This window comes from Agrobacterium vitis (genome assembly GCF_037039395.1).
Taxonomy (GTDB): Bacteria; Pseudomonadota; Alphaproteobacteria; order Rhizobiales; family Rhizobiaceae; genus Allorhizobium; species Allorhizobium vitis_E.
This window is the reverse complement of the sequence record NZ_CP146245.1, coordinates 46,480-70,796: the sequence shown is the minus strand read 5'-3', so window position 1 is coordinate 70,796 and position 24,317 is coordinate 46,480. Positions and strand designations below refer to the sequence as shown.

The 24,317-nt window shown below is 54.1% G+C and carries 16 protein-coding genes and 5 pseudogenes; 9 read left to right on the top strand and 12 right to left on the bottom strand.

Annotated features, from left to right (window positions below; all coding sequences use genetic code 11):
- Window positions 1-137 precede the first annotated feature (137 nt).
- Window positions 138-350: pseudogene (gene ipt, locus V6582_RS27010) on the bottom strand (adenylate dimethylallyltransferase Ipt); the annotation flags it as partial.
- A 752-nt stretch (window positions 351-1,102) separates the two neighbouring features.
- Here ipt and V6582_RS27005 point away from each other — a divergent pair.
- The 3 genes from V6582_RS27005 to V6582_RS26995 all read left to right on the top strand — a co-directional run bounded on the left by V6582_RS27005 (window position 1,103) and on the right by V6582_RS26995 (window position 4,022).
- The gene (locus V6582_RS27005) at window positions 1,103-2,194 is read left to right on the top strand and encodes an IS5 family transposase (protein WP_349508847.1); all 1,092 of its coding nucleotides are present in this window, start codon (window positions 1,103-1,105) and stop codon (window positions 2,192-2,194) included.
- A 193-nt stretch (window positions 2,195-2,387) separates the two neighbouring features.
- Window positions 2,388-3,413 carry an IS110 family transposase gene (locus tag V6582_RS27000; RefSeq protein ID WP_070149668.1) on the top strand — a complete coding sequence of 342 codons (1,026 nt, stop codon included), beginning with the start codon at window positions 2,388-2,390 and terminating at the stop codon, window positions 3,411-3,413.
- A 375-nt stretch (window positions 3,414-3,788) separates the two neighbouring features.
- Window positions 3,789-4,022 (top strand): transposase, encoded by a 234-nt coding sequence (locus tag V6582_RS26995; RefSeq protein ID WP_071202246.1) that lies wholly within the window; start codon window positions 3,789-3,791, stop codon window positions 4,020-4,022.
- Between the two features lie 532 nt (window positions 4,023-4,554).
- Here V6582_RS26995 and V6582_RS26990 read toward each other — a convergent pair.
- Window positions 4,555-5,677 (bottom strand): annotated as a pseudogene (locus V6582_RS26990) (IS110 family transposase).
- Window positions 5,678-5,732: 55 nt separating this feature from the next.
- Between V6582_RS26990 and V6582_RS26985 the strand changes: the two are divergent.
- Together V6582_RS26985 and V6582_RS26980 are read left to right on the top strand one after the other, a co-directional pair.
- Window positions 5,733-5,969, top strand: a pseudogene (locus V6582_RS26985) (transposase domain-containing protein); the annotation flags it as partial.
- Window positions 5,969-6,274 (top strand): hypothetical protein, encoded by a 306-nt coding sequence (locus V6582_RS26980; protein WP_070147012.1) that lies wholly within the window; start codon window positions 5,969-5,971, stop codon window positions 6,272-6,274. The pseudogene V6582_RS26985 and the gene V6582_RS26980, both read left to right, overlap by 1 nt.
- A gap of 314 nt (window positions 6,275-6,588) precedes the next feature.
- Here the strand turns inward: V6582_RS26980 and V6582_RS26975 are convergent, their stop codons facing one another.
- Window positions 6,589-7,614 carry an IS110 family transposase gene (locus V6582_RS26975; RefSeq protein WP_070149668.1) on the bottom strand — a complete coding sequence of 342 codons (1,026 nt, stop codon included), beginning with the start codon at window positions 7,612-7,614 and terminating at the stop codon, window positions 6,589-6,591.
- Window positions 7,615-7,814: 200 nt separating this feature from the next.
- Here V6582_RS26975 and V6582_RS26970 point away from each other — a divergent pair.
- Both V6582_RS26970 and V6582_RS26965 read left to right on the top strand, forming a co-directional pair.
- Window positions 7,815-7,991 (top strand): annotated as a pseudogene (locus V6582_RS26970) (IS110 family transposase); the annotation flags it as partial.
- A 365-nt stretch (window positions 7,992-8,356) separates the two neighbouring features.
- A complete protein-coding gene (locus V6582_RS26965; protein ID WP_060716591.1) occupies window positions 8,357-8,638 on the top strand; it encodes a hypothetical protein in 282 nt (93 codons plus the stop codon).
- Here the strand turns inward: V6582_RS26965 and V6582_RS26960 are convergent.
- The 8 genes from V6582_RS26960 to virD1 form a co-directional block, all read right to left on the bottom strand.
- Window positions 8,635-10,452 (bottom strand): hypothetical protein, encoded by a 1,818-nt coding sequence (locus V6582_RS26960; RefSeq protein ID WP_060716590.1) that lies wholly within the window; start codon window positions 10,450-10,452, stop codon window positions 8,635-8,637. The genes V6582_RS26965 and V6582_RS26960 overlap by 4 nt on opposite strands.
- 67 nt (window positions 10,453-10,519) lie before the next feature.
- Window positions 10,520-12,121 (bottom strand): VirE2 family protein, encoded by a 1,602-nt coding sequence (locus V6582_RS26955; protein WP_060716589.1) that lies wholly within the window; start codon window positions 12,119-12,121, stop codon window positions 10,520-10,522.
- 13 nt (window positions 12,122-12,134) lie between these two features.
- Window positions 12,135-12,323: a hypothetical protein gene (locus V6582_RS26950; protein ID WP_060716588.1), complete on the bottom strand. Its 189-nt coding sequence runs from the start codon at window positions 12,321-12,323 to the stop codon at window positions 12,135-12,137.
- Between the two features lie 422 nt (window positions 12,324-12,745).
- Window positions 12,746-15,259, bottom strand: a complete 2,514-nt coding sequence (locus tag V6582_RS26945; RefSeq protein WP_070149665.1) for a virA/G regulated protein — start codon at window positions 15,257-15,259, stop codon at window positions 12,746-12,748.
- 102 nt (window positions 15,260-15,361) lie between these two features.
- The gene (gene virD4 / locus V6582_RS26940) at window positions 15,362-17,362 is read right to left on the bottom strand and encodes a type IV secretion system ATPase VirD4 (RefSeq protein ID WP_060716586.1); all 2,001 of its coding nucleotides are present in this window, start codon (window positions 17,360-17,362) and stop codon (window positions 15,362-15,364) included.
- 60 nt (window positions 17,363-17,422) lie between these two features.
- Complete coding sequence (locus V6582_RS26935) at window positions 17,423-19,801, bottom strand: hypothetical protein (RefSeq protein WP_060716585.1); 2,379 nt, start codon at window positions 19,799-19,801, stop codon at window positions 17,423-17,425.
- A 325-nt stretch (window positions 19,802-20,126) separates the two neighbouring features.
- Complete coding sequence (locus V6582_RS26930; RefSeq protein WP_081341754.1) at window positions 20,127-21,389, bottom strand: relaxase/mobilization nuclease domain-containing protein; 1,263 nt, start codon at window positions 21,387-21,389, stop codon at window positions 20,127-20,129.
- Between the two features lie 27 nt (window positions 21,390-21,416).
- The gene (virD1, locus tag V6582_RS26925) at window positions 21,417-21,866 is read right to left on the bottom strand and encodes a T-DNA border endonuclease subunit VirD1 (protein ID WP_060716583.1); all 450 of its coding nucleotides are present in this window, start codon (window positions 21,864-21,866) and stop codon (window positions 21,417-21,419) included.
- A 261-nt stretch (window positions 21,867-22,127) separates the two neighbouring features.
- Here virD1 and V6582_RS26920 point away from each other — a divergent pair.
- Both V6582_RS26920 and V6582_RS26915 read left to right on the top strand, forming a co-directional pair.
- A pseudogene (locus tag V6582_RS26920) lies at window positions 22,128-22,824 on the top strand (conjugal transfer ATPase VirC1).
- A gap of 2 nt (window positions 22,825-22,826) precedes the next feature.
- Entirely contained in the window at window positions 22,827-23,429 is a 603-nt protein-coding gene (locus V6582_RS26915; RefSeq protein ID WP_070149663.1) for a conjugal transfer protein VirC2, read from the top strand.
- A gap of 132 nt (window positions 23,430-23,561) precedes the next feature.
- On the opposite strand, the gene V6582_RS26910 is transcribed toward V6582_RS26915, so the two are convergent.
- Window positions 23,562-24,302 (bottom strand): response regulator, encoded by a 741-nt coding sequence (locus tag V6582_RS26910; protein WP_409049998.1) that lies wholly within the window; start codon window positions 24,300-24,302, stop codon window positions 23,562-23,564.
- Window positions 24,303-24,317: the final 15 nt, after the last annotated feature.

Genomic DNA, 24,317 nt, shown 5'->3' with positions numbered 1-24,317 from the left:
GCAATTAGCGAAGCGTAAAATATAAAGACACGATGAATTATCTCAAACACGCCCCCCTACCACAACAGGATAAACTTAATAACGATTGAGAACATCTTATTCAAATGAAGACAAGTGTGACGCAAGGCTGGTGTAAACTAGTACGCTCCGAATGGTGGGCCTTCAAATCCTTCGAAAGCTGCCGCGCTCACCGGCGGGAATTCGTGTTCCTGCCGACGCGCATGGATGAGATACTCCTGAGCGATCCCATGAATCAACTTACCCTCCATATCTGCGTCAAGCTGCAATAGCATATCGGGCGTGATCCGATTCTGGCTAGCAAACAACATGGCATATCGATATCCATCGATCGATGTCTTGTTGGCTTTCGACTCTGATCAAGCTGCAGTGAGACTCGCGCACTACGTCAAGGAGGATACAATGATCAAAGCTAAACGCCCTCACCTAAAGTTCGCTGCGGTCACCAGATGCTACGACTTCGCGGCCTTACTGAATTCCGGCGAGAGGGCTGAGTTCTCAATCGACATTAACACAGGCAGGGCTCGACCTCATGAGACAGACGAGCGGAAACACATACGTTGGAGAAAAGGAACACCAGGAAATTCTGCAACGATTGCGGACTGGGTAATCTCAGATCGATCTGAAGATGAAATGGCTATCTGGGAATGGCGAAATCAGGGCATCGATCGTGAAGTTTCTCATCTAAGCCCCCATCTGGATGTCGATGTAGGAACGTCGGAATAAAAATATCGAAACCAGAATAATTTGTTTATTAGGTTTAGCAAATCAATGTGTTTTTTCGAAATGTATCTGTTTATTTCCCAATGTAATGAAACTGTGCTTCACATATATTTCCACTTTACACTAAATAGATAGAATTGTTTTAATTATATTCAAATTTTATCATCATATTCATTGGCGATCCGTCTATAATTCTCGAGACTGGATACATTTACAATTCAATATATCCTGCCGCCGCCGCGTCGCTGTGAGCGATGGGGTGGACGCTCCCACTCAACGGCATCTGGACACCTCTAAAAACCTCCCCATTTTCCGCGTTTCATGATTCAATCCGGCCAGTGTGATTTTCTGGGAGCGGATGATGCGTGGGCAACCGGGCTTTTGGGATTTGGATGATCGTTACGAACGGCTGAGTGCCGTCGGCGATCCGCTGGAGAAGCTCAACAGCATCATTCCATGGGCGATATTTGAAAAACCTTTAGCGAAGGCGCTGAAGCGGTCCGACGGATCGAAGGGTGGACGTCCACCATTTCCGTCGGTTCTGATGTTTAAAATCCTGGTGCTGCAAGCGCTTTATAATCTCTCCGACGACCAAGCAGAGTTTGTTATCCAGGACCGGCTGTCGTTTATGCGTTTCCTTGGCCTTTCCCTTTCGCAGAAGGTGCCGGATGCCAAGACGATCTGGCTGTTCCGAGAGAGTTTGGTGCGTGCAGGTGCCATTGATAATCTGTTTGCCCGTTTCGACAAGCATCTCTCACGTTCCGGATATCTGGCCAAAGGCGGGCAGATCGTTGACGCCACGATCATCCAGGCTCCCAAGCAACATAACAGCCAGGACGAGAAAGACGCGATCAAGGCCGGCGAAATCCCTGAGGACTGGAAGGATAAACCCGCCAGGCTGGCCCAGAAGGACCGCGACGCGCGATGGACAGTGAAGTATTCCAAGGCGAAACGGCCAACGGAGACGCCGACGTCGACGACGACTGGCCAGCACGATATTGCCATTCCAATGTTTGGTTACAAAAACCATGCAGGCATCGACCGAGCCCATGGCTTTATCCGGGGATGGACGGTGACGAGTGCGAGCGCCCATGACGGAGCCCAGCTTCGAAACGTAGTGACCAAAGACAATACCGCGTCGACGGTCTGGGCCGATACGGCCTATCGCTCCAAGACCAACGAGGAATGGTTGCAGGACAATGGCCTAAAGTCCGACATCCATCAGAAGAAGCCAAAGGGCAAACCCATGCCGGAGGCGATGTCGCGCGCCAACGGCCGTCGTTCGAAGGTCCGCTCCGCCATCGAACATGTCTTTGCGCGGCAGAAGGACAAGATGAAGCTCTTCGTGCGCACCATCGGAATCAGCCGAGCGAGGGTGAAGATCGGCATGGCCAATATCACCTACAACATGCTTCGCTATGTCTGGCTGACTGGAAAACCACGGACCGCATAACGCGCAGCTGGCCGGAAGGCCGAAATGCATGCCGCAGATGCGGCAATCATCACAAAAAATGGGCGATCATCCGCGCGAGTTCATCGCGGAAATACATCCACGGCACCATCTTGCCAACTGCGACCGGTAAATCGAGGTGTCCATCTTCGTGCCAGAATGGTTGTGTTGGAAACCATTACAAAGGAGAGCGTCCATGGAAAAGGTTAGCATAATCGGCTTGGATTTGGCCAAAAGCATAATTCAAATCCATGCGGCCAGCGTAGACGGCTCGGTGCTTTTTCGGCGGAAGATTTCGAGCAAGAAGTTGCTTTCCTTCCTATCGGAGGTCGATCCTTGCGTTGTGGCGATGGAAGCATGTGCCGGAAGCCACCATTGGGGCCGCGAGATTGCCAAACTTGGGCATCGAGTGAAGCTGATTGCGCCCATTTACGTCAAGCCGTTCGTCAAGCGCCAGAAGAACGATGCAGCCGATGCGGAAGCTATCTGCGAGGCGGCTATGCGACCAACTATGCGTTTCGTCGCAGTCAAAAGTGAGGAGAAGCAGGCTGCGGCGACGGTATTCAAAGTACGTGACCTTCTCGTGCGGCAAAAGACCCAGATTATCAATGCGCTGCGTGGTCTAATGGCAGAGTTTGGAATTACCGTTCCACAAGGGCCCTCACATGTCGGAGTTCTGATCAATCACGTTGAAGATGATAGCTCAAGCTTGACGGAGGCAGCACGCGCACCCTGTTTGGCACTGGTTTTGACGCTGCGGGCACTCATTGATAAGGTTCGGGAACTTGATCTGGAGATTGGTCGGAGGGCTCGGCATGATGATGTTGCCAAGCGGCTCATGAGCATTCCCGGAATTGGCCCTGTCATCGCAACGGCGCTCGAAGCCTTAGCGCCGCCAGTTGAGACATTTACACGAGGTCGAGATTTCTCCGCGTGGATGGGTTTGACACCGCGGCAGCATTCGTCTGGCGGCAAGCCACGGCTCGGCAAGACCTCGAAGATGGGGCAGCGAGATCTTCGACGACTGTTGATCATAGGGGCATCAGCCGTTGTTCGCTGGGCGTCAAGGCGCGGGGCGGTTGAAGGGTCCTGGTTGTCGCGCATGATCGGCAAAAAGCCGCCGATGCTGATCACCGTTGCACTCGCCAACCGTATGGGGCGTATTGCCTGGGCGCTTATGACAAACGGAGGCCGCTACGAGGAAAAGAGGATCGCAGCATAAGATCAGCTCTGGCGGAGAGGATTTCTAATCCGCCATTGCGAGTGTAGGCAGGTCGAACGAAGGATATGGACAAACGGTCAAGAGACGGGATTAGGAAAACCAGTTCTGCCGGACGGCACCTCGAGTGCGCGTGAGCGTGTTGGACCTGATCTGCGAACTCCCATATGGGCCCGCGACGTACTACGGTCGCAACGAGAGGCCGGACACACGTCAGCACCCGAACAACGTTCAAGACTGAGTGAAGATTTTGCTTGCATTCGAGGGAGCGTCCACACACGTCCGGTGAGCGGATTTTGCTGATCGGGCAAATCAGGCGATGTTCTGGCATTCGAACCAGCATTAGTGCTGACATTAATACCAGAACAAAGAGGTTTCATGGCTCGCATGGAGATCATGTCCGGTACCGAGCGCAGGCGGCGCTGGTCGGACGAGGCGAAGCTGAGGATACTGGCGGAAGCTGATGAACCCGGTGCTCGCATTGGTGAGGTGGCGCGCCGGCATGACGTTCATCCTGGCCAGATCCGCTTGTGGCGGAGGTCGTTCATCCGAAAAGACTTGCCTGAGTCCATGATCCTTGAGTACCCGCTCAAGGTCCGTCAGCGCTTGTAGCGATACCTGCGGCTCTCCCAGCTTCATCGCGGCACAGATCGCGCGGTCGAGCATCCACCGCTCCACGGCCGTCGTCACTCCAGGTTCGTGCTCAACAACGACGACTGCCGATCCGCGGCGATGTTCGCCGTAGTAACGGCGGACATGCCGACCGTAAAACGCATGCCAGCGGTAATGGATCTCGACTTCTGCCCCGATATGGGGATATGGGCAGAATGTTCGGTAGATGTGCCTCGGCAGAAAAAACTCTTATGACCATTATCAAGGCTTGAGACGCACTTTAAAACACCGCCTGCAAAGCAGGCAGCACATAGCACGGTGTCACGGTCGGGATGGGTCAGAGCGCCAGGAATACTCGACGGTTGCTCAAACTCTTGTCCTGGGATTGGCTACCCAATGGTGACGATGCGTCGGAAGGCTGCCTCGATCTGGCTGCGGACATAGGACAAACCCGTCCAAATTTTTGCCCGAGGATTCCTTCTCCGCTCCCGACGCTCTGACCATTCCCGATCGCTGATGATGGGATAGCTGCTCAAGCAGCAGATGACATTGTCTCGCTTTCAGTTTTGCGAGCGACATCCCATAGGAAGCCGACAAGCTCACGAGCGACTGCGGTGATGGCCACGTTGCTCTTTTTACCTGATCCGACCAATTTGCGGTATCGAGCGCTCAGTCGCACTTGGGCTTTCCAAGCGATGTCATTAATGGCCTGGGGGACGTCAGGGCGTCGCTTATGCATCCAGTTCCCAATCTTGGCCTGAACGCGATAGGACCAGGCAGCTTCGAAGAGCAAGGCGCGAAGGGCCGAGTTGCCGGTCTTCGTTATGCCGCGTGGCCGAACGGACCCGCCGCTTGAGTGCTCTCCAGGGACCAATCCAAGGTATGCCATGAGCTTCCTGGGACTGTCGAAGCGAGAAAATATTCCAACCTCAGCCACCAGTGTTGCGGCAATTACCAAGCCTATGCCTTTGAATGCCTGCAGGTTCATCACTGTACGTGCCAGGGACCATGTTTGAGAAATGACAGCGATCTGGTCCTCCAACTCCTTTTTGCGGGCCTCTGCCTGTTCCAATCGATTTAGATAGCTTTGAAACGCGATCTGCTGCGCATGATGTTGGAAATGTCGGTTACGTAGCCAGGTTCGATGCCTCGAAGTCCATGACTTGGCTGAATATCGGAGGTCGTGCTTCAACAAAAACAGTTGGATCAATGTTCGTGCTTTCCGCGCATCGTGAGAGGCGACAGACCGGGCTCGAACTAGATCACGCATCGCCTCGTGCACGACATCAGGAACCCAAACGAAGGTCAGCTTCTCCGGCGCGCAACAGCCTTGCAAGCATCACAGCGTCGCGTGTGTCGTTCTTCTGCCGATTGCCCGGTCGGACAGGGGTATGGCTTGGCGCAACTACCCGGCAGACAAACCCCAACGCCTCAATTTGCCGAAAGACGTTGTAACCACACGGCCCTGCCTCATAAACGAACTCTACCCGTCCGTGCTTGCTCGAAAGTTTCTTTACAAGTTTGCAGATCGCGTCTGGCTCATTCGCAATTGCCCCGAATAGACGGACCTCGCCAGAACGGCCAGCGTCCGCGATGGCAACGGAGATCGAGTCTTTGTGGACGTCCAACCCAATATATGCATCGTAGTCAGTCATGACGAATCCATCCTCCAATCGGCCGAAATGGCACCAGCCTATGCCGCGCTCAACGAACAACATCGCAAGGAGGAATGGTCATAGCATCTGGTTATTCGCAGGCTCGGACAAGGGCGGTGAGCGCATCGCCAACATCCTGACCATCATCGAAACGGTCAAACTGCACGGCCATAATCCGGAGCTCTACCTGACAGATGTCCTGACCCGGATCCAGGATCACCCCAAAGACCGATTTGAAGATCTGCTGCCCTGGAACTGGATGCCAGCAAAAGCTCGATGCGAGGCCGCCTGATGGCTCGCTCGAGGTTCATCTATACGCTCAGCCAAGTCGCCGGCATGATCGGCGAAAACCTCGAACTGATCGAAGAAGTAACCGCAAACCCGGACAACATCTCCGAGGGCGAACTGGTTTACGTCAGCGATGGCAGTGAAGATGGCCCGAAGGGTCTGACCGGGAATGGCATCGAAGAACTTCAAAGCCTACTTGCCGACATCAGGACGTGGGACGGCGGTATCCGCGAGTTCCTCATCGACACACAGTGCGATCCTGAAATAATCGACCGCGTCATGGCCGATGAAATGAAACGCGGCTCGTAGCTTCCATCTCTCACACCCGAAAACGCTTTCGCCGGACGTGTGTGGACGCTCCCTCGAATGCAAGCAAAATCTTCACTCAGTCTTGAACGTTGTTCGGGTGCTGACGTGTGTCCGGCCTCTCGTTGCGACCGTAGTACGTCGCGGGCCCATATGGGAGTTCGCAGATCAGGTCCAACACGCTCACGCGCACTCGAGGTGCCGTCCGGCAGAACTGGTTTTCCTAATCCCGTCTCTTGACCGTTTGTCCATATCCTTCGTTCGACCTGCCTACACTCGCAATGGCGGATTAGAAATCCTCTCCGCCAGAGCTGATCTTATGCTGCGATCCTCTTTTCCTCGTAGCGGCCTCCGTTTGTCATAAGCGCCCAGGCAATACGCCCCATACGGTTGGCGAGTGCAACGGTGATCAGCATCGGCGGCTTTTTGCCGATCATGCGCGACAACCAGGACCCTTCAACCGCCCCGCGCCTTGACGCCCAGCGAACAACGGCTGATGCCCCTATGATCAACAGTCGTCGAAGATCTCGCTGCCCCATCTTCGAGGTCTTGCCGAGCCGTGGCTTGCCGCCAGACGAATGCTGCCGCGGTGTCAAACCCATCCACGCGGAGAAATCTCGACCTCGTGTAAATGTCTCAACTGGCGGCGCTAAGGCTTCGAGCGCCGTTGCGATGACAGGGCCAATTCCGGGAATGCTCATGAGCCGCTTGGCAACATCATCATGCCGAGCCCTCCGACCAATCTCCAGATCAAGTTCCCGAACCTTATCAATGAGTGCCCGCAGCGTCAAAACCAGTGCCAAACAGGGTGCGCGTGCTGCCTCCGTCAAGCTTGAGCTATCATCTTCAACGTGATTGATCAGAACTCCGACATGTGAGGGCCCTTGTGGAACGGTAATTCCAAACTCTGCCATTAGACCACGCAGCGCATTGATAATCTGGGTCTTTTGCCGCACGAGAAGGTCACGTACTTTGAATACCGTCGCCGCAGCCTGCTTCTCCTCACTTTTGACTGCGACGAAACGCATAGTTGGTCGCATAGCCGCCTCGCAGATAGCTTCCGCATCGGCTGCATCGTTCTTCTGGCGCTTGACGAACGGCTTGACGTAAATGGGCGCAATCAGCTTCACTCGATGCCCAAGTTTGGCAATCTCGCGGCCCCAATGGTGGCTTCCGGCACATGCTTCCATCGCCACAACGCAAGGATCGACCTCCGATAGGAAGGAAAGCAACTTCTTGCTCGAAATCTTCCGCCGAAAAAGCACCGAGCCGTCTACGCTGGCCGCATGGATTTGAATTATGCTTTTGGCCAAATCCAAGCCGATTATGCTAACCTTTTCCATGGACGCTCTCCTTTGTAATGGTTTCCAACACAACCATTCTGGCACGAAGATGCCGTTGAGTGGGAGCGTCCACCCCATCGCTCACGCGTCGCTTGCGTCCGGTGAAGCTTCCTTGCAGATCCCGAGGCAATCTGCCCCGGAAGGCGAAGACTGCTCCCGCCGTCACAGGTACGACGCCGTGAACGGTACAAAGTCGACGCATAAGACATCAGCCGCAATCGGCGCTCGCCGTATGGTTCAAGCAGCGAATGGCGCAAACGGGCGGCCGACATAAGCAGCCAGCGATTGTCGCTCTTGCCCGCAAGCTACTCGTTGCCCTATGGAAATATATCACCGCAGGCGTGGTCATCGAGGGGGCTATCGTGCAGCCTGCCTGATCGTCCACCGTTCAAATTCCGCCATCCTCCAGGATGTGATCAGTCCTGGAAGACCCCAGGTGGGGCGAGCCGATCCACTGTTTGGCATTCAAAACGCCGATATTTATGTATGGTATCGTCCACCTGAACCCTGTCCGTCGAAAGCAGGATGTTGGTGCTGCTGCTCATCACAGCGACCGTATATAAGCTGGATCCGGCTAGCTCAAAAGCCGCGTCACGCAAGGGTTCACATCTGGAGCAGTCTATCGGAGAAGCCAAGATGCCTCCCTAATCAACACCCTGATTGACAAACCTCATATAAACAGTGGAAAGGCCAGCTCCTTGAGGGGGCGACATGCGTTTTCCGCGATAGACCCGGCAGCGGAATGCAAAAAAACAATTTTGACTCCCCATCTGCGATTAGAAAGACCCATCTGTTCAGTGTAATGGTGGACGCCGAGTTGATGGGCACCGGTGTTGACCCGGTGAACCCGGACGAAATCAACCTGCTCTACTACATGCCGCTCTTCAGCTTGGTCGCATGGAAGAACCGCGTACGGATCATGGTGGCGACCAAGGCCCTTATCGCATCAAGCCTGGCAAGGCGGTCTCAGCCCGCAGCTCCGCTGGCGGAAGGCTCGAGCTGCTTGGTATGTGAATCCGTCTAGAGTGAAAAACCTCGTGACGCCGAGCGTTCTCGACTCCGCGAATTTTCAGGAGTGTTGAGCTCCCGCGGTTCGACCGTCTGCGAAGAAACAGGTAGCGGTATACCAAGCAACTCATTCAGCAACGCTTCCTGTTCCGAGCCTGTCAGGTGGTCGACTCGCGAGGGAGATGCTGGTCTAAATTCTGAAAGGCGCGACAATTCCGGTTCGCCGAATAATGCTTGTGGATCGATGGAGGCGTTAGTCAAGCGATCACGTCCCACATGCCCCTCCGAAGGTTCATGGACCAAGCTCTCCGCCACAGAGCTTTCTGGCAAGGATGTACCAGGGTTATCGTACCCAAGCCCGTCGCCATTATGTGCTGGCAGAGTCGGGACTGGCACACTCTGCAGGAGGTTCAACAGCTCCTGGTGTCCTTGATCTAACGCATGACTGTTCGGCACTAACGGCACCGACTGGCCCTGAGAATCCACCTTTTTTGCCGGTTCTCGCACACCGGATAACACGTGTGACGATGCCTCGAGTTTGCCCTGCCCCTCTATTCCCTCCAACTGAAGAGGAGCCGGAACCTTTGATTCCGGATAAGTTGGCGAGAACTGATGTTCCACAGGCTCCGACAGGCTTGTTCCCGCTTGCACTCCGGTTTGATTGTGGTGCGGGAGAATGTGCAACGCTCGGCTATCGTCCAAAGTCACCACTCTCGCTTGACGATCTGGAGTCGGGAATTTGGAAGCAGCCTCGCGCTCCTGCCAAGCCTGCTTATGACGGACGGACTCTGACGCGCGCAGTGTCTGGGCGTCGTGTTCTTGCTCATTTAGCCCCCGCAGCCTCCGTTGAACTGTCACGCCAAGTATTTTTTTCGAAACTTTAATCACCTGATCGCTCAGGTATTCGGCTTCATTTTTATAAAGCTTGCCGAAAGTATGTTTAGTGCCTTTCAGTTCCCCTGTGGCGTCGTCGTAGATCGCCGATCTCTTATTGAACAGCCGCCGGTGACTTAAGATATCTCGGCCCAGTTCATTACCTTCCTTGTCCAGGAGAGATCTATAAGATTTGCTGAAAGTGCCCCCAAGTTTCCGAATCTTTGTATATGAGGTATTGTGATCTTCCGATTTTGTTGAATTCTTGGAAAAACCAAGTCCTTTGCGAGCGATAAGTTCAAGATTACCTTTGTCGTCCCGCTCAAATGTTTCCCGTTTGGAACCTACTTGTCGGGTTAGTTTGCGATAAAGTCTGTTCTCTCGTCCACTGCGGTAAGGCGCAGTCATCTCTTCGGACGTGGCCTGAAACAGCCGCCGGTTGAGCCTGCCTCGGTTGACATACCGTGTACGGATCAGGGTGTCGTTTTCGTCCCGCTCCCATTTTTCCTCAAAACGTCCGTCTCTATGTTTTACATGCTTTGTACGAAGAGTGCCGTCCTCACCGTATTGATGCCTGGTAACACTTGCCCACGTCTTCCTTTCGTGAAGACTCAAATAAAACGCTCCTGTCTCCAGGTTACGCTTCAAAACTTTCATGTTTTTTCTTAGTAGGCCGTGCTCGCGCGTCAATTCTCTTGCGTTGTCAACTCGCAGCCTTTTATTTCCGAGAAGTTTATAGCTGATTTCACCCCGAAAGCTGGCGCCCAACTTGTCGACGAGCCGAATATCCGCAGCGTATTTTTGCTTCTTCTGCGGAGCTTCGAACCGCCCGCGCCGCTTCATTGCCTTCTCTTCCGTAAGCACCGCGTTGCGCATTTGCTCAACCAGGCGCTGAGTAGCGCGGCGCATGTCGATTGTAGGGGATTTCGCGACCGTTTTCTTTGTGATGTTGACCATGACTAAGCTCTTTCAATCAGATGCTTGTGACGTGACAAGTCTCATTGCCGGCGCGGCAGTAGCAAAGTCACAGGCTGTTTTCAGTTTGGCCCCGCGGCCGACTTTCGTAGCTCCGACGGCTATCAATGATCGGTCGGGAAGTGGGCTCTGGGCGGACAAAATCACGTGAATACTTATCGGCGGGACCGCCAAGCAGTTGGGCAGCGTCCTCTGGCAGCTTCATCATAAGGCGCTTATATTCCGCAGCGCTCGTATAGGTGCCGGTCCGCTGGCTTTTTTCATTGCGATCCGCAATGAGCACATCTTTATCCGTCAGCTGCTGCACTTTGTCCGGAGAGAGGTCTCGAATGTCGCGTAGATCCGCGCCATTCGAAGCAATCACCGCTGCCTGCTCGGTAAACCGTTCAAACTTGACGGTGTTCGCATGGCTTTGTCGGCCCATCGAAAGGGGCAATCCGACTCGGCCCATCAACTGCGTGAAGTGTTCGGGATCGGAATATTCCAGTCTGGGAGGTGTCATATAACGGTTTCCGTCGCGAGCAAGGACTTGAACGCGATCCCATAATTCTCCCTTTTTCAACGCTAGCGCCCAGGGGGAATTGGGTGCGTTGTGCATCAGGAAACCAACACTAACCAAGCGATCGCGAGTCATCCCGCCGCTCCCGTCTGGCTGCCGTCCCATATTGACCGTCGCGAGCGGCAATTGTTTGTTGTGGGCTCGATTCTCTCCTGCAAACTCGGCAAAGCGTACATCCGCGCTGCCTTTTTCCCATGCTTCCAAGTATTTGGAATCATGCATAATACCTGACTTCGACCTAAGCTTGATCTCGGTGTCGTTGCCATATTGGGCCTTTATGGTGCGTTGGAATTCATCGAAGGGTTTATTCGCATAGTTGTCACCTGCGAACCTGTAGACGAAATGGATATCGTTTTGCGGAGTCTTGATCAGAATGTCAGGGAGCAGCGATCCTGCCTGGAATTCGTGTTCATAGCGCTTTTGAACTTCTCTGCGGCCATATTTCTCTGTTTGTATATACCGATCTTCTGGCTTCAATCTGTAGTTTTGATCAAGCTTTATATTTTTATCTGTCTGATAAAAAATATTGGTACCCGTGATACCCATCTCGGCATGAGCGCGATTCCACACTTCCAGCTTGTGTTGAAAACGCGATTTTGTATCGAGTTCCTGCGGAGCGGCAATCCTTTCAAATGCGAGCGGCGGCGGAAAGTAGTTGCCTGCTCCGTCCCTGTAGAGACGGCAGCTCGCATTAAATTCCGCCTTGGTCGGTAGATGTTCGAGGTTACCTTTAGTGACACCGGCGACCGCGTCACCTCCGGTTTGTCGGACAAGAATATACTCATCTGGCCGCCGGTCGTGACCCGGCAATGCCATGTTTGCAAACAAGCTGGATAAATCATTGTGTGTGTCAGCTTGCGTAAGGTGGGAGCTCGTCTCATGCAGACGGGACTCGAGGCTTTCAGTCTGAGCGGAGCTGCTGCCGTGGTCGCCAAACTCGTGGGTTTCTTGGCTACTCACCATCTCGAAATCGTTGGTCGTGTCGGAATTGACTATCTTCTGCCGCTTGGTGGAACCGTCATTGGCAGTTTCGATGCTGTGCACGCCCACTACGACGCTGTTTTCATCACTGCCTTCACTGTTCGGATTCATTATCGAACTCCTTTCAGTCAGCCAGGTCTTCGTTGGGAAGCGGGCACTGATGAACAAAATTCTCCAGCTCGATCATGTCGAGGTCCAACTGTGTGAAACCGCTTGGTTCGTGATTATCGGTCTTTTTCTGTTGGATTTCTCGATGTGTCTCGGGCGACGAGGAATTGCTGCTATTGCTGGGATTGAGTTTGACTATCGCCATTTTTGTTCTCCTGCAGGGCAGAGCCCGGCTCCTGTTGATTGCTGCTCCAGTCAATCACGGTCATTCGTGAACGGTTGCTCTACGTGGCGGTGCCGATTAACTCAGCGACACGGGGCGCGAGTCGTCCGATGGCCAGTCGTGACAGCCTGTTGATCTCTCCGGATTCCTGTGCCAGCAGGTCTTTCCTGCAGCATAATTCAGAGTCCGGATGGAAATCGACAACATGTCGAAACTACCATCCGGGACCAAATTGTTGAACGGGTTTATCGTTTCATCTGTAACCCTCGTTCAGCTTTGCGCGATCTGGTAGTTCTCATGCGAAAAGGGCAAACGGCCAAGCACAGATATCTTCGACGCGATTTTCCGGAGAGGATCGGCACGCGGTGGCCTGCAGATATCGGTTGGTCATTCCTGTACCACCGTCAGCGCTGAAAGAGGCTTCGTCGGCCTCGCTCGCGCGGATCATACTCCCGCCGTTCGTCTGGCAACTCAGCCGTATTATAGTGTTCCGCGCTTTGCGACTGAGCTTTCAAAGGCGCCGCCCCTATCAAACTGGCGGTTCGGTCCAACGCGGAGACGAGTTCCTTTCTCTTTTGCCGTACACTGAGCGAGCTGGTCTCAAGTTTCATCTTGAAATCGTACAGGGCCAGGAACTCTCCATAGACTTCACGTTCACGATCGCGCGTTGGCCATTGTCCGGTCAGTGCAGTCTCGCGCGCGAGTACAGCTTCTGTCTGCCCACGAGGCCCAAGATGAAGCACTGGCGGCTCTTGCTCTTTGCTGGGAGGTGACAGCAGGGGATCACGGCTTACCGTATAATTGTAGCTGGTTGTTGCGACACGAATTGGCATAGTAACGCTGTCGGACGATACGCTTTGCAGGCCATCCTTGGCGAGTTGGTGTGCGTAACCCAGTTGATTCAACTGATATCCGTTTGAAGCCGCTGCACCTTCAGCAGACGCGACAGGGTCTGACAAGGTTGCTCGTTGATCTGAGCGATAACTGGAATCATCTGTCCATCCACGCCCAACTAGCCCGCTTCGCCTCCATCCAGTTCCAACATGCTGCCGATGAAGCTCTTTACATTCAAGATAGGCAGGCATTGGCCTTTCGAGACGACGGCCTTCTTTCGTTCTGCGTAAAACTTCGTGGACCACCTTAAAGCCAAAAATGTGCTCCGACTCGAATTGTCCAGTCTCGGTAGCGAGCCGCGCCCGTTCGTTCCTACGACTTCCGTATGTGCCGATATTATCGCCTCTCGGGCAACTGGATCGGACTGGCGGAACAACTTGTCCGCCTTCGTCGGACGCTGTTCCTTTCGTACCGGGATTCAGCCCTTGGAGAGCCCCGTTTCCAGTCAAGTGGCTTTTGAAGCCGAGCCTCTTTATCTTGCCTCCGCCATTGAGAGCATGGCCACTGGCAATTGTGTTCTCCCGACACGCGTTCAGTCCAGAAAGTTCAACATGAGCTGCGCTCCGCATCTCCGACCGTAGGCACGTCCCGGGCCCTGTCTGACACGTTTCTTTTGAAGTTTTTTCACATCTGTGGGCCGGTCGATTGAGATCAAGCTTACCCAAAGTGCGCTTGGCCTCACTTGGGGAAGTCGATCGCGAAGGCGAGTTGAGCTCCTCGACTTCCTCAAATGGGTCATGTTCATCGCGAATCCAAGCCGAAGGGTCAAGTTCCAACAAACGCGCGTTCACCACCAAATTCTGCCACCGCGGTTGAGCAGGCTGCCTCCACCTTGCGTATGCCCGGAGTTCCGCGTTTCCCAGCGCAATCCCGTCATAAAAGAAAGCTGAGTTGGTTTCTTCTCCAGGCGCCAAACTTGAGATCGAGGAATCCTGTACCGCAGCGAGGCGGGCATCCAGGATTAGATCTTCCCATGAGGGTCGTTCGGGCTTGTCCCAGTTCTCGTACACGTCACGCTCGGGCGCTCCGAGTGTCACTCCATCATACACAAAGGATGCACGAGCGTCCTGCGCACCGTCAATTGGGGAGCCCAACATGCCCTCCAATTCGTCAGGTGGAAGTTCCTTTCCTGCTTCAAGACTTTCGTTCTCACACGAGGTCCGATCAGACTGGTTTAATTCAGCAACGCGTGCGTTCACGACGAGATCTTCCCATCCGGGCTGCGCGGGCTCCAGCCACCTTTCATATGCCAGGCGTTCCCCCTCACCCAGCGGGATCCCTTCGTACTCAAAGACCGAAGCGCCTCCCGATTCATGGAACCAGGCGGACCTGTCAATAGCATCAAGACGCGCGTCTATTATCAGGTCTCTCCACGAAGGTGGTTCCGGTTTGCTCCAGTTGTCATATACTTCGCGCTCGGGTGAGCTGAGCCTCATCCCATCATAGTAAAATGATGCAGGGACACTCTCGTCTTGGTCTATTGAGCCTTTCCGCTTGCGCTTGGGCGCATCGGACCGGAACTCCGTGCTTCTTTCAGGGGGATCGCGCTCATGCGAAACTGAAGCAGACGGGTGTAGTTCTGCAATGCGAGCGTTCACAACGAGCTCTTGCCACCCCGGCTGTCCGGGCTCCGGCCATTCCTCGTAGACACGTCGTTCTCCTTCCCCCAGAGGAACACCCTCATAGACAAAAACCGACGAGGTCGTTTGTCTGCCATCGAAATTCCAAGCGGAACTGTCGATATCATTAAGACGGGCACTCAGCACGAGGTCTTTCCACGTCGGTCGGCCCGTTTCATTCCAGGCCTCGTATGCCGACCGCTCTGCAGCGCCCAGTCTCATTCCATCGTAAAAGAAAGATGCAGATGATTCTTCCCAGCGATCCGTTTGACTGCCAGATGAGGAGCCAGCACAACGGTTCCTGAACTCCTTGGGACGAAGGACAGGGTTAACTCCGGAGTGAACGTCGGGCGAGGATCTAGCCGACGCGGTGAGCCCAATTTTTGAATTTCCCGGCGGGTTCATGGCGATGTTTCATCAATCTGCAAACTTCGTTGGTCATGAATTCACGAACTGGCATCTAACGGCGCTCACAAGGCTCGATCGGAAATGTCGTCACAACGCATTTCAAGTGTCAGGCGCAATTTCACCGCGTCGCTGGAGCGAAATGATCTGCTCGAGGAGCTCGCGTTGCGCCAATAGTGCTGGAGCTATTTCCGGAGGCATCTCGGACACAGGTTCGGCGGCGGCGGAACCGCTGCACTCGCCAATGTCACCAACTTCGTTTGACCCAGGGTAAACCTCCATCCCAATTGCGACACTATCCTCTCCATCAACCATGGTTTTACTCAGGGAAGTATCGGCTTCTCCATAGTCTGTCGGTTCGATCTGCACCGCCTCTAGCATAGTGGTGCCAGTTGCTCGTTGACTGAGATTGTCGCCAAAGAGATTCGTGTCTTCCGGGAGCATCAAAGATGCGGGCTCGGGAAGGGAACCCGCTTGGCTTTCGAAAATCCGCTTCAACATGAAATCGGAATAATATCGCACCTTCCGGAGTTTGAGAGGAGGCTGGCCCTTGATAAGGACTATTTCGTAGTTGTCGTCGAGCAGGCGGACTTGTTCGGGTCGCAAAAGAGGAGCACCCTGATCGGAGATCTGGATGTTATGATCAAACATGCGAGCTTGGCTGTATGACGTTGAGCGAGCCTGGAACGTGTATTCGCCGATAGCTTTAGAAATGTAGGTTGGTGTCTCGTCGTCAGCCGTAGCCATGAATACCTGCACGCCCGTATTGCTGAGGAAATTTTGCTTGCCGGCCTCATCATAAGTTCCGGTCAAGGCCGACAGACTCTGTATAATAAACATGAAGCGGCCCTTATAACCGGCAATCGTGGTGATTGCCGTTTCCACCGCTTCCAGCTTGCCCAAATGCTTGAACTCGTCGAGGAGAAACAGGACCTCATGCCGTTCATCCTTAACAGGCAGCGTTCGCTGAAGGATTGACACAACCTGCTGAAAGAGGAGGCGCATCAACGGCGCTACGACCTCAAGATCATTTGGGCTGACACAAAGATAAATGCAGGTCCTCTTCCGACGTAGGTCGTAAACGGAAAAATCGGATTGACTTGTCGCTGCTTTGACCAGCGGATCGGCCCAAAGATTGAGCCCGCCGTCGCCGAGCACCGATGTATAGGATGTCAGAATTTTGGTGTCATTTCCTGCCATGTTGTCGAATATGCGCTGAGCCTCTTTGTTTTGGGTTTCCTCCGCGAGTTTAGCAAAAAGCTTGTATTTCTCGCCCGGCTGAGCAAATAGGTCGTAAACGGAACCGATTGTGGGTGTGCCGCGCTCAATGCAGCTCAGGATGCCTGCAACGAAAAGATCCCTTGCGCCGTCAATGAAACCTTCTGCTCCCTTGCCCTTGGCTGTGATAAGATTGGCGGCGAGGCGGCGCGTTTCGGTAAAGCGCCGCTCGGGTGGCAACGCGGCGATATCCAGTACAGGATTGTAGCAGTGCGTTCGCCGCTCTGGATCTAACGGTGAGAACTTGAAAACCGCGTCGCCGCTCGATTTACGCGCTCGCGACGTGAGTTCAAAAAGCTCACCCTTCACATCCAAAGCAATCACCGAGCCCTGAAAGGTTAGCAATGTCGGAATAACGACGCCAACGCCCTTACCGGCGCGGGTTGGCGCGACAATAAGGCTGTGAGGTTGGTCTCCATTGGTTAGATAGCTTCCGAACCAGCGCGGCCCACATATCTTTCCGAAGATGGGGCCCTTGATGCGACTGTATCGCTGGAGGTAGCCGGCGTATCGCATTTCGCCAACCCCGGCCCAGCGAGCAGTTCCGTGATGCTCGGGATCGCGCATCGATAGGAATAGTTGGCACAGCAGTATGAACGCGGAGGTGGCAAATATAATCGCCAATCCGTGATAGAAGATGGGGCTTGCGTATCCCAAATAAGGTGGTGCCTCGTACAAGAACGCGAAAACGCTGAACGTCATCATCGCTTCGCCAGTAAAGCCATGGCGGAATGTTGCATAGAGACTTGCCGCGCAAAACCCAGCGACCAGTGAACATACTATGCTTATAGCTAGGCGTATTGGCGTGTACTTGCCTGAATTCATCACGTGACCACGCTTCGATCCCCTATCGGAAAGGGCAACTTGTTGTGCGGATAGCTGAAACTACCGCCCATAGTCTTCACGCATACGGGATTCCCTCGTATCAAGCGGCGCGTCGCGGCTGTGTCCGCTGCGACCCACGGATTGCGCCCCGGTGCGATCGGTAGGTTGCGCGCGATTTGCGCCGGGCATGATGTCGCGGACATTTTTTACGCTTGAAGTTTCAGGGTTATCGGCGTGGTCGAAGACATGAGCGGGATGTATGAACTTGGCAAAAAGGTCTTCGGCGCCATCCGCCGCTCTGGAATTATACGTCGCCGGCGTCATGTAAGCGTTGTCTGGTGATTTGAGCCAAACATTCTCCGTGCCATACGTGTTCGTCACAGTGGCAAGTTTTTCCAGCCTGAGGAGCTTTGGCCAAAACGCAAAGAAGGTTCCACCACGATGCTGAACCATCACCTCCGGATTGTGCACACCTGCCTGTAGCGGGAACTCATAGTCATGATCGCTGACTCGTGGTCCAGCAGGTGTATTATAGTGATATTGCCTATCGGTCTTCAGCCTGCTGAAAGTGTTCTCGGAAAGACCGAGCGCCTTCATTCGTTCGAGATACTTTTGGGGACCGAGATGCAAAAGAAGCTGATTTCGGGGCATATAAGATGTTTGTGCGCCATCCACTTTTTTGACCAGGATCACACTGTTGTCCAAGTCCTCCGCAATGGGCCACTTCCCTTTTCTTTCAAATATTTGTCGGCATGTCTCAAAGAGCACGACATGCTCCCACGGATGGGGCCACGGGGGAACTGGCTCGTTCCCGATCAGCAGGTTATCACCAATATGTTCAGCATCAAAAATCGTATGGGTTGACGGGTGCCGCGGCTGGTAAGCTTGGGACGTGCTGAGGTCTGGCCGAACCTCATCTCCTAACGCGACCTTTTGTTTCCCCTTTTCAAAAGCTATGTTAACACGCGATGCTTCGCTGATATGCGAGGGCTCTACGGTGCTCAAGCCAGGAAGGTCCTTGCGGATCGCTTGTGATGATCCAGGCGCGCGTTCGATGCTCGTTTCCGGGGCAATAGTGGGCGAACCCACTTTCTCGAAAGCCTCATTCAAGCTGACCCCATGGAAATCGCCTGTAACATCCCGCGCGGAGCGAGGTCTCTTGGAATGCGTTTCAGATAGTGCGTCGATTCTAGCCAGTTCCTCGTCGGTCAAATCGGGGAAGTCATCGGATTTTGCTTCTGGTGGGCTAAATTCAAGCCGAGAACCCTCCCGATGGACCGCAGGGCTTGCACGCAGCTCGTCGGCACCCGCAGCAAAATCCACTCGCGAGAGAACATTATCCGGCATGACCGGATGAATATTGGGTGCAACATCCCGTTTCGAAGTGGTGCGAGGTTCAGATAGTGCGTCGATTCTCGCCAGTTCCTCATCGGTCAAATCGGGGAAGTCATCGAACTTTCCTTCTGGTGGGTTCAACTCGAGCCGAGAACCCTCCCGATGGACCGCAGGGATTGCACGCAGCTCGTCGGCACCCACAGCAAAATCCACTCGCGAGAGAACATTATCCGGCATGACCGCATGAATATCGGATGCAGAATTCCCCTTCGAAGTGGTGCGAGTTTCAGATAGTGCGTCGATTCTAGCCAGTTCCTCGTCGGTCAAATCGGGGAAGTCATCGAAGCGCTCTTGCCGCGGCCTCACAGCTTGAACCGAACTTTCATGGATCGATCCTGAAACTGTTTGGCCATCGAGCTCGTTCCGCTCGTCGGAATCGTCAGTGTTAACGTCTTCGAGGATTTGGGTGCTTGCAATGCTGGGGGACCCTGCGTCAGTGCTTGAATCCCCAGCGGCTATGTTAGCAGGAAAACTCTGAGTACTGTGTCCATAAGGCGAAGCACTATCGTCAAACTCATGAAGGTCATCTAACCCCGGCCATGAGGAAAGTTGTGGAGTCGACGGAACGCTGTTAGCCGCCCCCTCATTATCCCTGTCGTCTTCGATCGCGTATGGCGCAGCGTCGAATGTTTCTTCAGGTTGCCCCTCTCCTGCAATGACGGTGTCCAGACTTGAAACCAACGTGGTTGTGTCAACAGGAAGCGTCGAAATTTCATGTTGAGGTTCCGAATAACTCTCTTCAATCTCCTCGAGATCATCCAGCCCCATCACAGACGCGTGCGACCCTTGCGACCTGGGCGCCGTAGTCGCGCCTTCCTCCACAGTCAGAGGTCTTGCAATCATATTGATCTCGTTTTCTGAGGGGGCGCGCTGCTTCGCAACGGATTCACTATCGTCACCAGACTGCTCATCTTCGCGTGATCGCTTTGTTCCTCCTTTGCGAAAACGTGACGATGGAGTCGCTTCGCGGCGGCCTTCGGCGGCGTATTCCTGTTCAGTCTCACGCAAGTATTGCCTTGTCGCACGAAGATACCGTTCGCTCATCGGTAAATCTGCAGGTCCGCCCGCGGGAGCCTCGGTTGATCTCAGTGGGATTCCGGCATGGGTATTCCGGACATGGGCTGCTGGCCCCTGATTTGCGGTTGAAGTACCCGGAAGGTCGGGTAGGCCGCCAGAAATTGGTGATCGTGAGAAACCAGTTGTTGTCATGGGGTCCGTGCCGTCTTGTCGGACAGCGGTCGATCGTGGTGTGAGCGGGACTGGTACAGTTCTGGCTCCTGGGCTATTCGAAGTCACGGGAGCGGAGCTGCTGAAGTCTCGACGGAACTCTTCGTCTGCCATAATTTAGTTCCTTTCCACCTTCGATGTCTCATCCATCCTGGCTGCGCCCATCTCTTGCACGCTTGCGAACGCTCGGTTCGGCGTCATCATCGCGTGGACGCTTAGAATTTGGTTCTCCCTGCCGCGGCCGATCGGCTGGAGGCGGCAACAGGTCTGCTGCGCTGTTGGTCTGTCCAGGGGCCCGCAGAGGAGTTGATTCAACAGGCTCTATCGGCGATGTATCCGGATCGTCCCGGTCCTCCCCTACGCCGGTGTGGGCCCTCCCCGCCTCAAGATTGTTCACCCTAATGCGCTTTGCGCCGCTCTGCTCTTCCTCGTCACGGCGAGACCGTTTTGGATGAAGCCGTTGCCGATCGTCACGTTTGCTTGTTGTGCGCGTGACGGGTTCTATTGCCAGGCGGCGAGGACCAGAACGCCCCTCAAGGTTCCGCCCGGTGTCTCCGGCGACACTGGGAGAGCCGTTCTTCAAATTGTGATCGCGCCCATCGGCTTCAGAGCTGCGCGGTTGAGCATCGTAGCCAGACGCCGACTGCAGACGCCCGTTTCGTGCCGAGCCTTCTGGCATATTTGGGAGTGGCTCACCGTGCGAAGAATCGAAAGATCGTTTCAGTTCCCGGTGAGTTCCTCCCGGCGACCACGATTCGACATCAAAATCCTCGAAACGAACTTGTTCGGGCTGTTCGCGCTCGATACGGCGATATTCTGCATACGTGATTGGCCGCTCGGTAATGCCACGTTCTGCTCGCGAGGTTGCGTCAAGAACAATGCCGTGGCGAAGCGATATCTCTGCCATCCTGACACGCAATGCGTCGTAATTGAGGTGGGGGTGGCGTCGGGATATTTTCAGCCATTCCCGCCCAAAAAGCTCCCGTCGGTTGACCACGACATGCAGATGCGGATGATCGCGATCTGTATGAAAGCTTGTAAGATAGTTGTAGCGGCCGCCACCATTGCCTGACCCAAACATGTCGGCCGCCCATTCGCGGCTTGCTGCATGAGCCGACGTAGGATCCGTACCTGGGGGGAAGCTTACGATAATGTGCGTGGTTAAGTCCTGTTGCCTTTGCTCGTCCGGCAGGCTCTCGTCATAATTTCCGGTCTCCAGAACCCAGCTCCGAGCAAACCTGGTAATATGATCAGGCGGTAGCGGAATATCGAGGTGCCGGGCTGAGAGCCGGAGCTCCAACTTGCCCTTCCTGGAGAGATATTCCCACTGATTAATAACCTGCTGAATGGTTTTAGTTCCGCCCCTAGGCACAATTCGAATGACAACCTGAGCTGGAGCGGCCATCCCGCACCCTCCTAAGCAGGCGCAACATCAATGCTGCGGAGCATCTTTAAGCATTGAGCACCCATCTATCCGTCGTCGTGATACGGATAAGATGGAACGGAGCAAGCCATCGAGATCAGCGAAAGCCATACCGAAAGCGATGCGTTCATCTCGCAGAGCCTCCAAATCCATTTCCGGACGTTCGGCATAGGCGGAAAGCAGCGCCGAGATATTGTTTGAAAGCGTTCCTATTGAATGAAGTATTGCCTCCATTTTCTGACGGGTCTCGGCTTCAATTTCGAGGAAGCCGCCAATGCGGCGTACCGCGACTCGTATGGCCATACTGTCGGAGAGCCCGAGCAACCGTGCCTGGCTGGAAAAACTCTCGTACTCGGCCAATCGCAAACGCGCGCTCACGACTTTGAAGCTCTCAATCTTCACACTTTCATACGAGGCGGTGGCGACGCCATTCGAGGTGGGCGTGCTGTTTTGCGACATAGCTTCCTCCACTGAAGGATGGAAAGATCTAGTTTTTTCGCGGAACCACCGCGTTGGCAAAGTCAATAACTAGTGCTCAAAACGATCGCAATCAAGAATAAAAGAGGAATACTGCATAGTCTATCGTTACATCTGCAATTTATATGAAACGAATCTGAAATATAAAATCGCGTGAACCAGCATACCTTTCATGCTATTCGTGCGAATACATGAACCAACAGAAATACAATTTGTCATCACCCGCGATACGGCAGGAATCACATGAAACTACTTACATTTTGCTCATTCAAGGGAGGCGCTGGCAAAACGACTGCGCTTATGGGTCTCTGTGCCGCCTTTGCAAACAGCGGTCGACGAGTGGCTCTATTGGACGCGGACGAGAACCGACCACTCAGGCGATGGAAGGAAAATGCTATACGAAGCAACACTTGGGATCCTCTCTGTGAAGTTTATAGCGCAGAGGAAATGTCGCTTCTCGAAGCGGGATATGAGGAGGCCGAGCGCCAGGGTTTCGACTATGCGCTAGCGGATACACATGGTGGTTCGAGCGAACTCAACAATACGATTATCGCTAGCTCAGACATGCTTTTGATCCCGACTATGTTAACGCCGCTTGATGTTGATGAAGCACTTTCAACTTATCGCTATGTGATCGAGACTCTTGTTGAGCGAGAACCTGACGATTCCAACGGCCGTGTTACGCCAGCGCATGCCGGTCGGCCGCCTCACCGCCTCGCAACGGGCAATGTCAGACATGCTAGAGAACCTCCCCGTCGTTCAGTCGCCCATGCACGAGAGAGATGCATTCGCGGCGATGAAAGAACGGGGCATGTTGCATCTAACGCTGCTGAATACGAAAACCGATCCAACGATGCGCCTCATCGAGCGGAACCTCAGGATCGCAATGGATGAACTCGTCGTCCTTTCACACTTGATCGGCGATGCCTTGGAGACCTGAAAATGGGAATTCGCAAACCCGTTTTGTCGGTAGAGAAGGCTAGGCAGCTTGCTGTTGCTCGAACCGAGACAGTACGGCCTCTCCTGCCGATAGCAGCCCCCAACTTGGCCGTTTCGCAGTTTTCCACCGATATCGATCTGGCGCCGCGTCAAAGTCGGCCAGCCGCAACCAGACATGATCATCCCGATCAGCATCCAACGCCTACGGTCGATGCCCTTAGCGCGCCTGCAGGTTCCGAGAAGGTACAAGTGTTTCTTTCGGCCCGTCCGCCTGCGCCAGATGTATCGGCGGTTTATGACAACCTTATCCGTCAATACAGCCCTTGCAAATCGCTGCAAATGATCTTGCGCCGAGCGCTCAGCGATTTCGAGATAATGCTGGCCGATGGATCGTTTCGTGCCGCGCCGAAAAGCTATCCGGTCCGTGATATCACCCCTGAAAAGTCCATCCTTGTTCAGACCTCCCGTATGTTCCCGGTGTCGCTGCTCCAAGTCGCTCGCAGTCATTTTGATCCCGTGGGACTAGAGACCGCGCGGGCCTTCGGACAGAAGCTCGCCACTGCGGCGCTGGCATCCTTCTTTGCTGGCGAAAAGACCCGCCGTTGACCTCTTAAGAATGACGCGACAGGCCGCCCGAAGGCGGATCGTTTGCAGGTGTGGCCAGGAAAGTTTGTCCCTGGCAGTCGGATCAACCAAGCGAATTGTGACACACTACGATAACGCGAAAATTCGGGTCCGTCAGGCGGCGATTACCCCGCCGTAAGAGATATTCACATCCGCGTCAAAAAAATAGCCGGCACCCCGCGCTGTTTTGATCAACTTTGGGTTTGTCGAATCCCGCTCAAGTTTCCGGCGCAGCCTCAATATGAGAACATCAATGCTCCTGTCATATACTTCCTCCTCACGCACGCGACACGCGATGAGAAGCTGCTCACGGGACAGGACATCACCTGGCTTTTCAAGGAAAGCGACGAGAAGATTGAACTCCCCTGCGGTAAGTTTCACCTCGCTACCCTGTGTGGACATCAAACGGCGTTGCCTGAGACTAAGTGTCCAGTCAGCGAAACAAAACAAGCGCCGGTCTTTGGTTCGCACCACATTGGGTCGCACGCGCAACGCAACACGGAGGCGCGCCAGGAACTCGCGTGTTCCAAAAGGTTTTGCGATAAAATCGGTTGCCCCCAGTTCGAGCGCAACAACTTTGTCTGCCTCCTCAAGGCGATCGCCGCTGATGATTATAATCGGAACATCGGATTTTGTGGCCAGACTGCGGACGATCTCAAGTCCGTCTTCACGCCCTAAATTGAGATCGACGACGACCACGTCGACCGTCTCAGACGACATTACGCGGTTGAATTGTTGACTGTCTGATACGGCAGTGACCTTCAACGCGTGGACCGTAAGACACTCAGTGATAAGATGGCGCATGGCGGCATCGTCATCGATGACAAGAACGTGTTTCAACAGTTTACCTTTCAATTCCCGATTCTGTGG

Bases quoted from the DNA above. Each gene is read 5' to 3' on its own strand.
- V6582_RS27005 (WP_349508847.1), top strand. From the start codon at position 1,103: ATGCGTGGGCAACCGGGCTTTTGGGATTTGGATGATCGTTACGAACGG.
- V6582_RS27000 (WP_070149668.1), top strand. From the start codon at position 2,388: ATGGAAAAGGTTAGCATAATCGGCTTGGATTTGGCCAAAAGCATAATT.
- V6582_RS26995 (WP_071202246.1), top strand. From the start codon at position 3,789: ATGGCTCGCATGGAGATCATGTCCGGTACCGAGCGCAGGCGGCGCTGG.
- V6582_RS26980 (WP_070147012.1), top strand. From the start codon at position 5,969: ATGGCTCGCTCGAGGTTCATCTATACGCTCAGCCAAGTCGCCGGCATG.
- V6582_RS26975 (WP_070149668.1), bottom strand. From the start codon at position 7,614: ATGGAAAAGGTTAGCATAATCGGCTTGGATTTGGCCAAAAGCATAATT.
- V6582_RS26965 (WP_060716591.1), top strand. From the start codon at position 8,357: ATGCAAAAAAACAATTTTGACTCCCCATCTGCGATTAGAAAGACCCAT.
- V6582_RS26960 (WP_060716590.1), bottom strand. From the start codon at position 10,452: ATGGTCAACATCACAAAGAAAACGGTCGCGAAATCCCCTACAATCGAC.
- V6582_RS26955 (WP_060716589.1), bottom strand. From the start codon at position 12,121: ATGAATCCGAACAGTGAAGGCAGTGATGAAAACAGCGTCGTAGTGGGC.
- V6582_RS26950 (WP_060716588.1), bottom strand. From the start codon at position 12,323: ATGGCGATAGTCAAACTCAATCCCAGCAATAGCAGCAATTCCTCGTCG.
- V6582_RS26945 (WP_070149665.1), bottom strand. From the start codon at position 15,259: ATGAACCCGCCGGGAAATTCAAAAATTGGGCTCACCGCGTCGGCTAGA.
- virD4 (WP_060716586.1), bottom strand. From the start codon at position 17,362: ATGAATTCAGGCAAGTACACGCCAATACGCCTAGCTATAAGCATAGTA.
- V6582_RS26935 (WP_060716585.1), bottom strand. From the start codon at position 19,801: ATGAGCGAACGGTATCTTCGTGCGACAAGGCAATACTTGCGTGAGACT.
- V6582_RS26930 (WP_081341754.1), bottom strand. From the start codon at position 21,389: ATGGCCGCTCCAGCTCAGGTTGTCATTCGAATTGTGCCTAGGGGCGGA.
- virD1 (WP_060716583.1), bottom strand. From the start codon at position 21,866: ATGTCGCAAAACAGCACGCCCACCTCGAATGGCGTCGCCACCGCCTCG.
- V6582_RS26915 (WP_070149663.1), top strand. From the start codon at position 22,827: ATGGGAATTCGCAAACCCGTTTTGTCGGTAGAGAAGGCTAGGCAGCTT.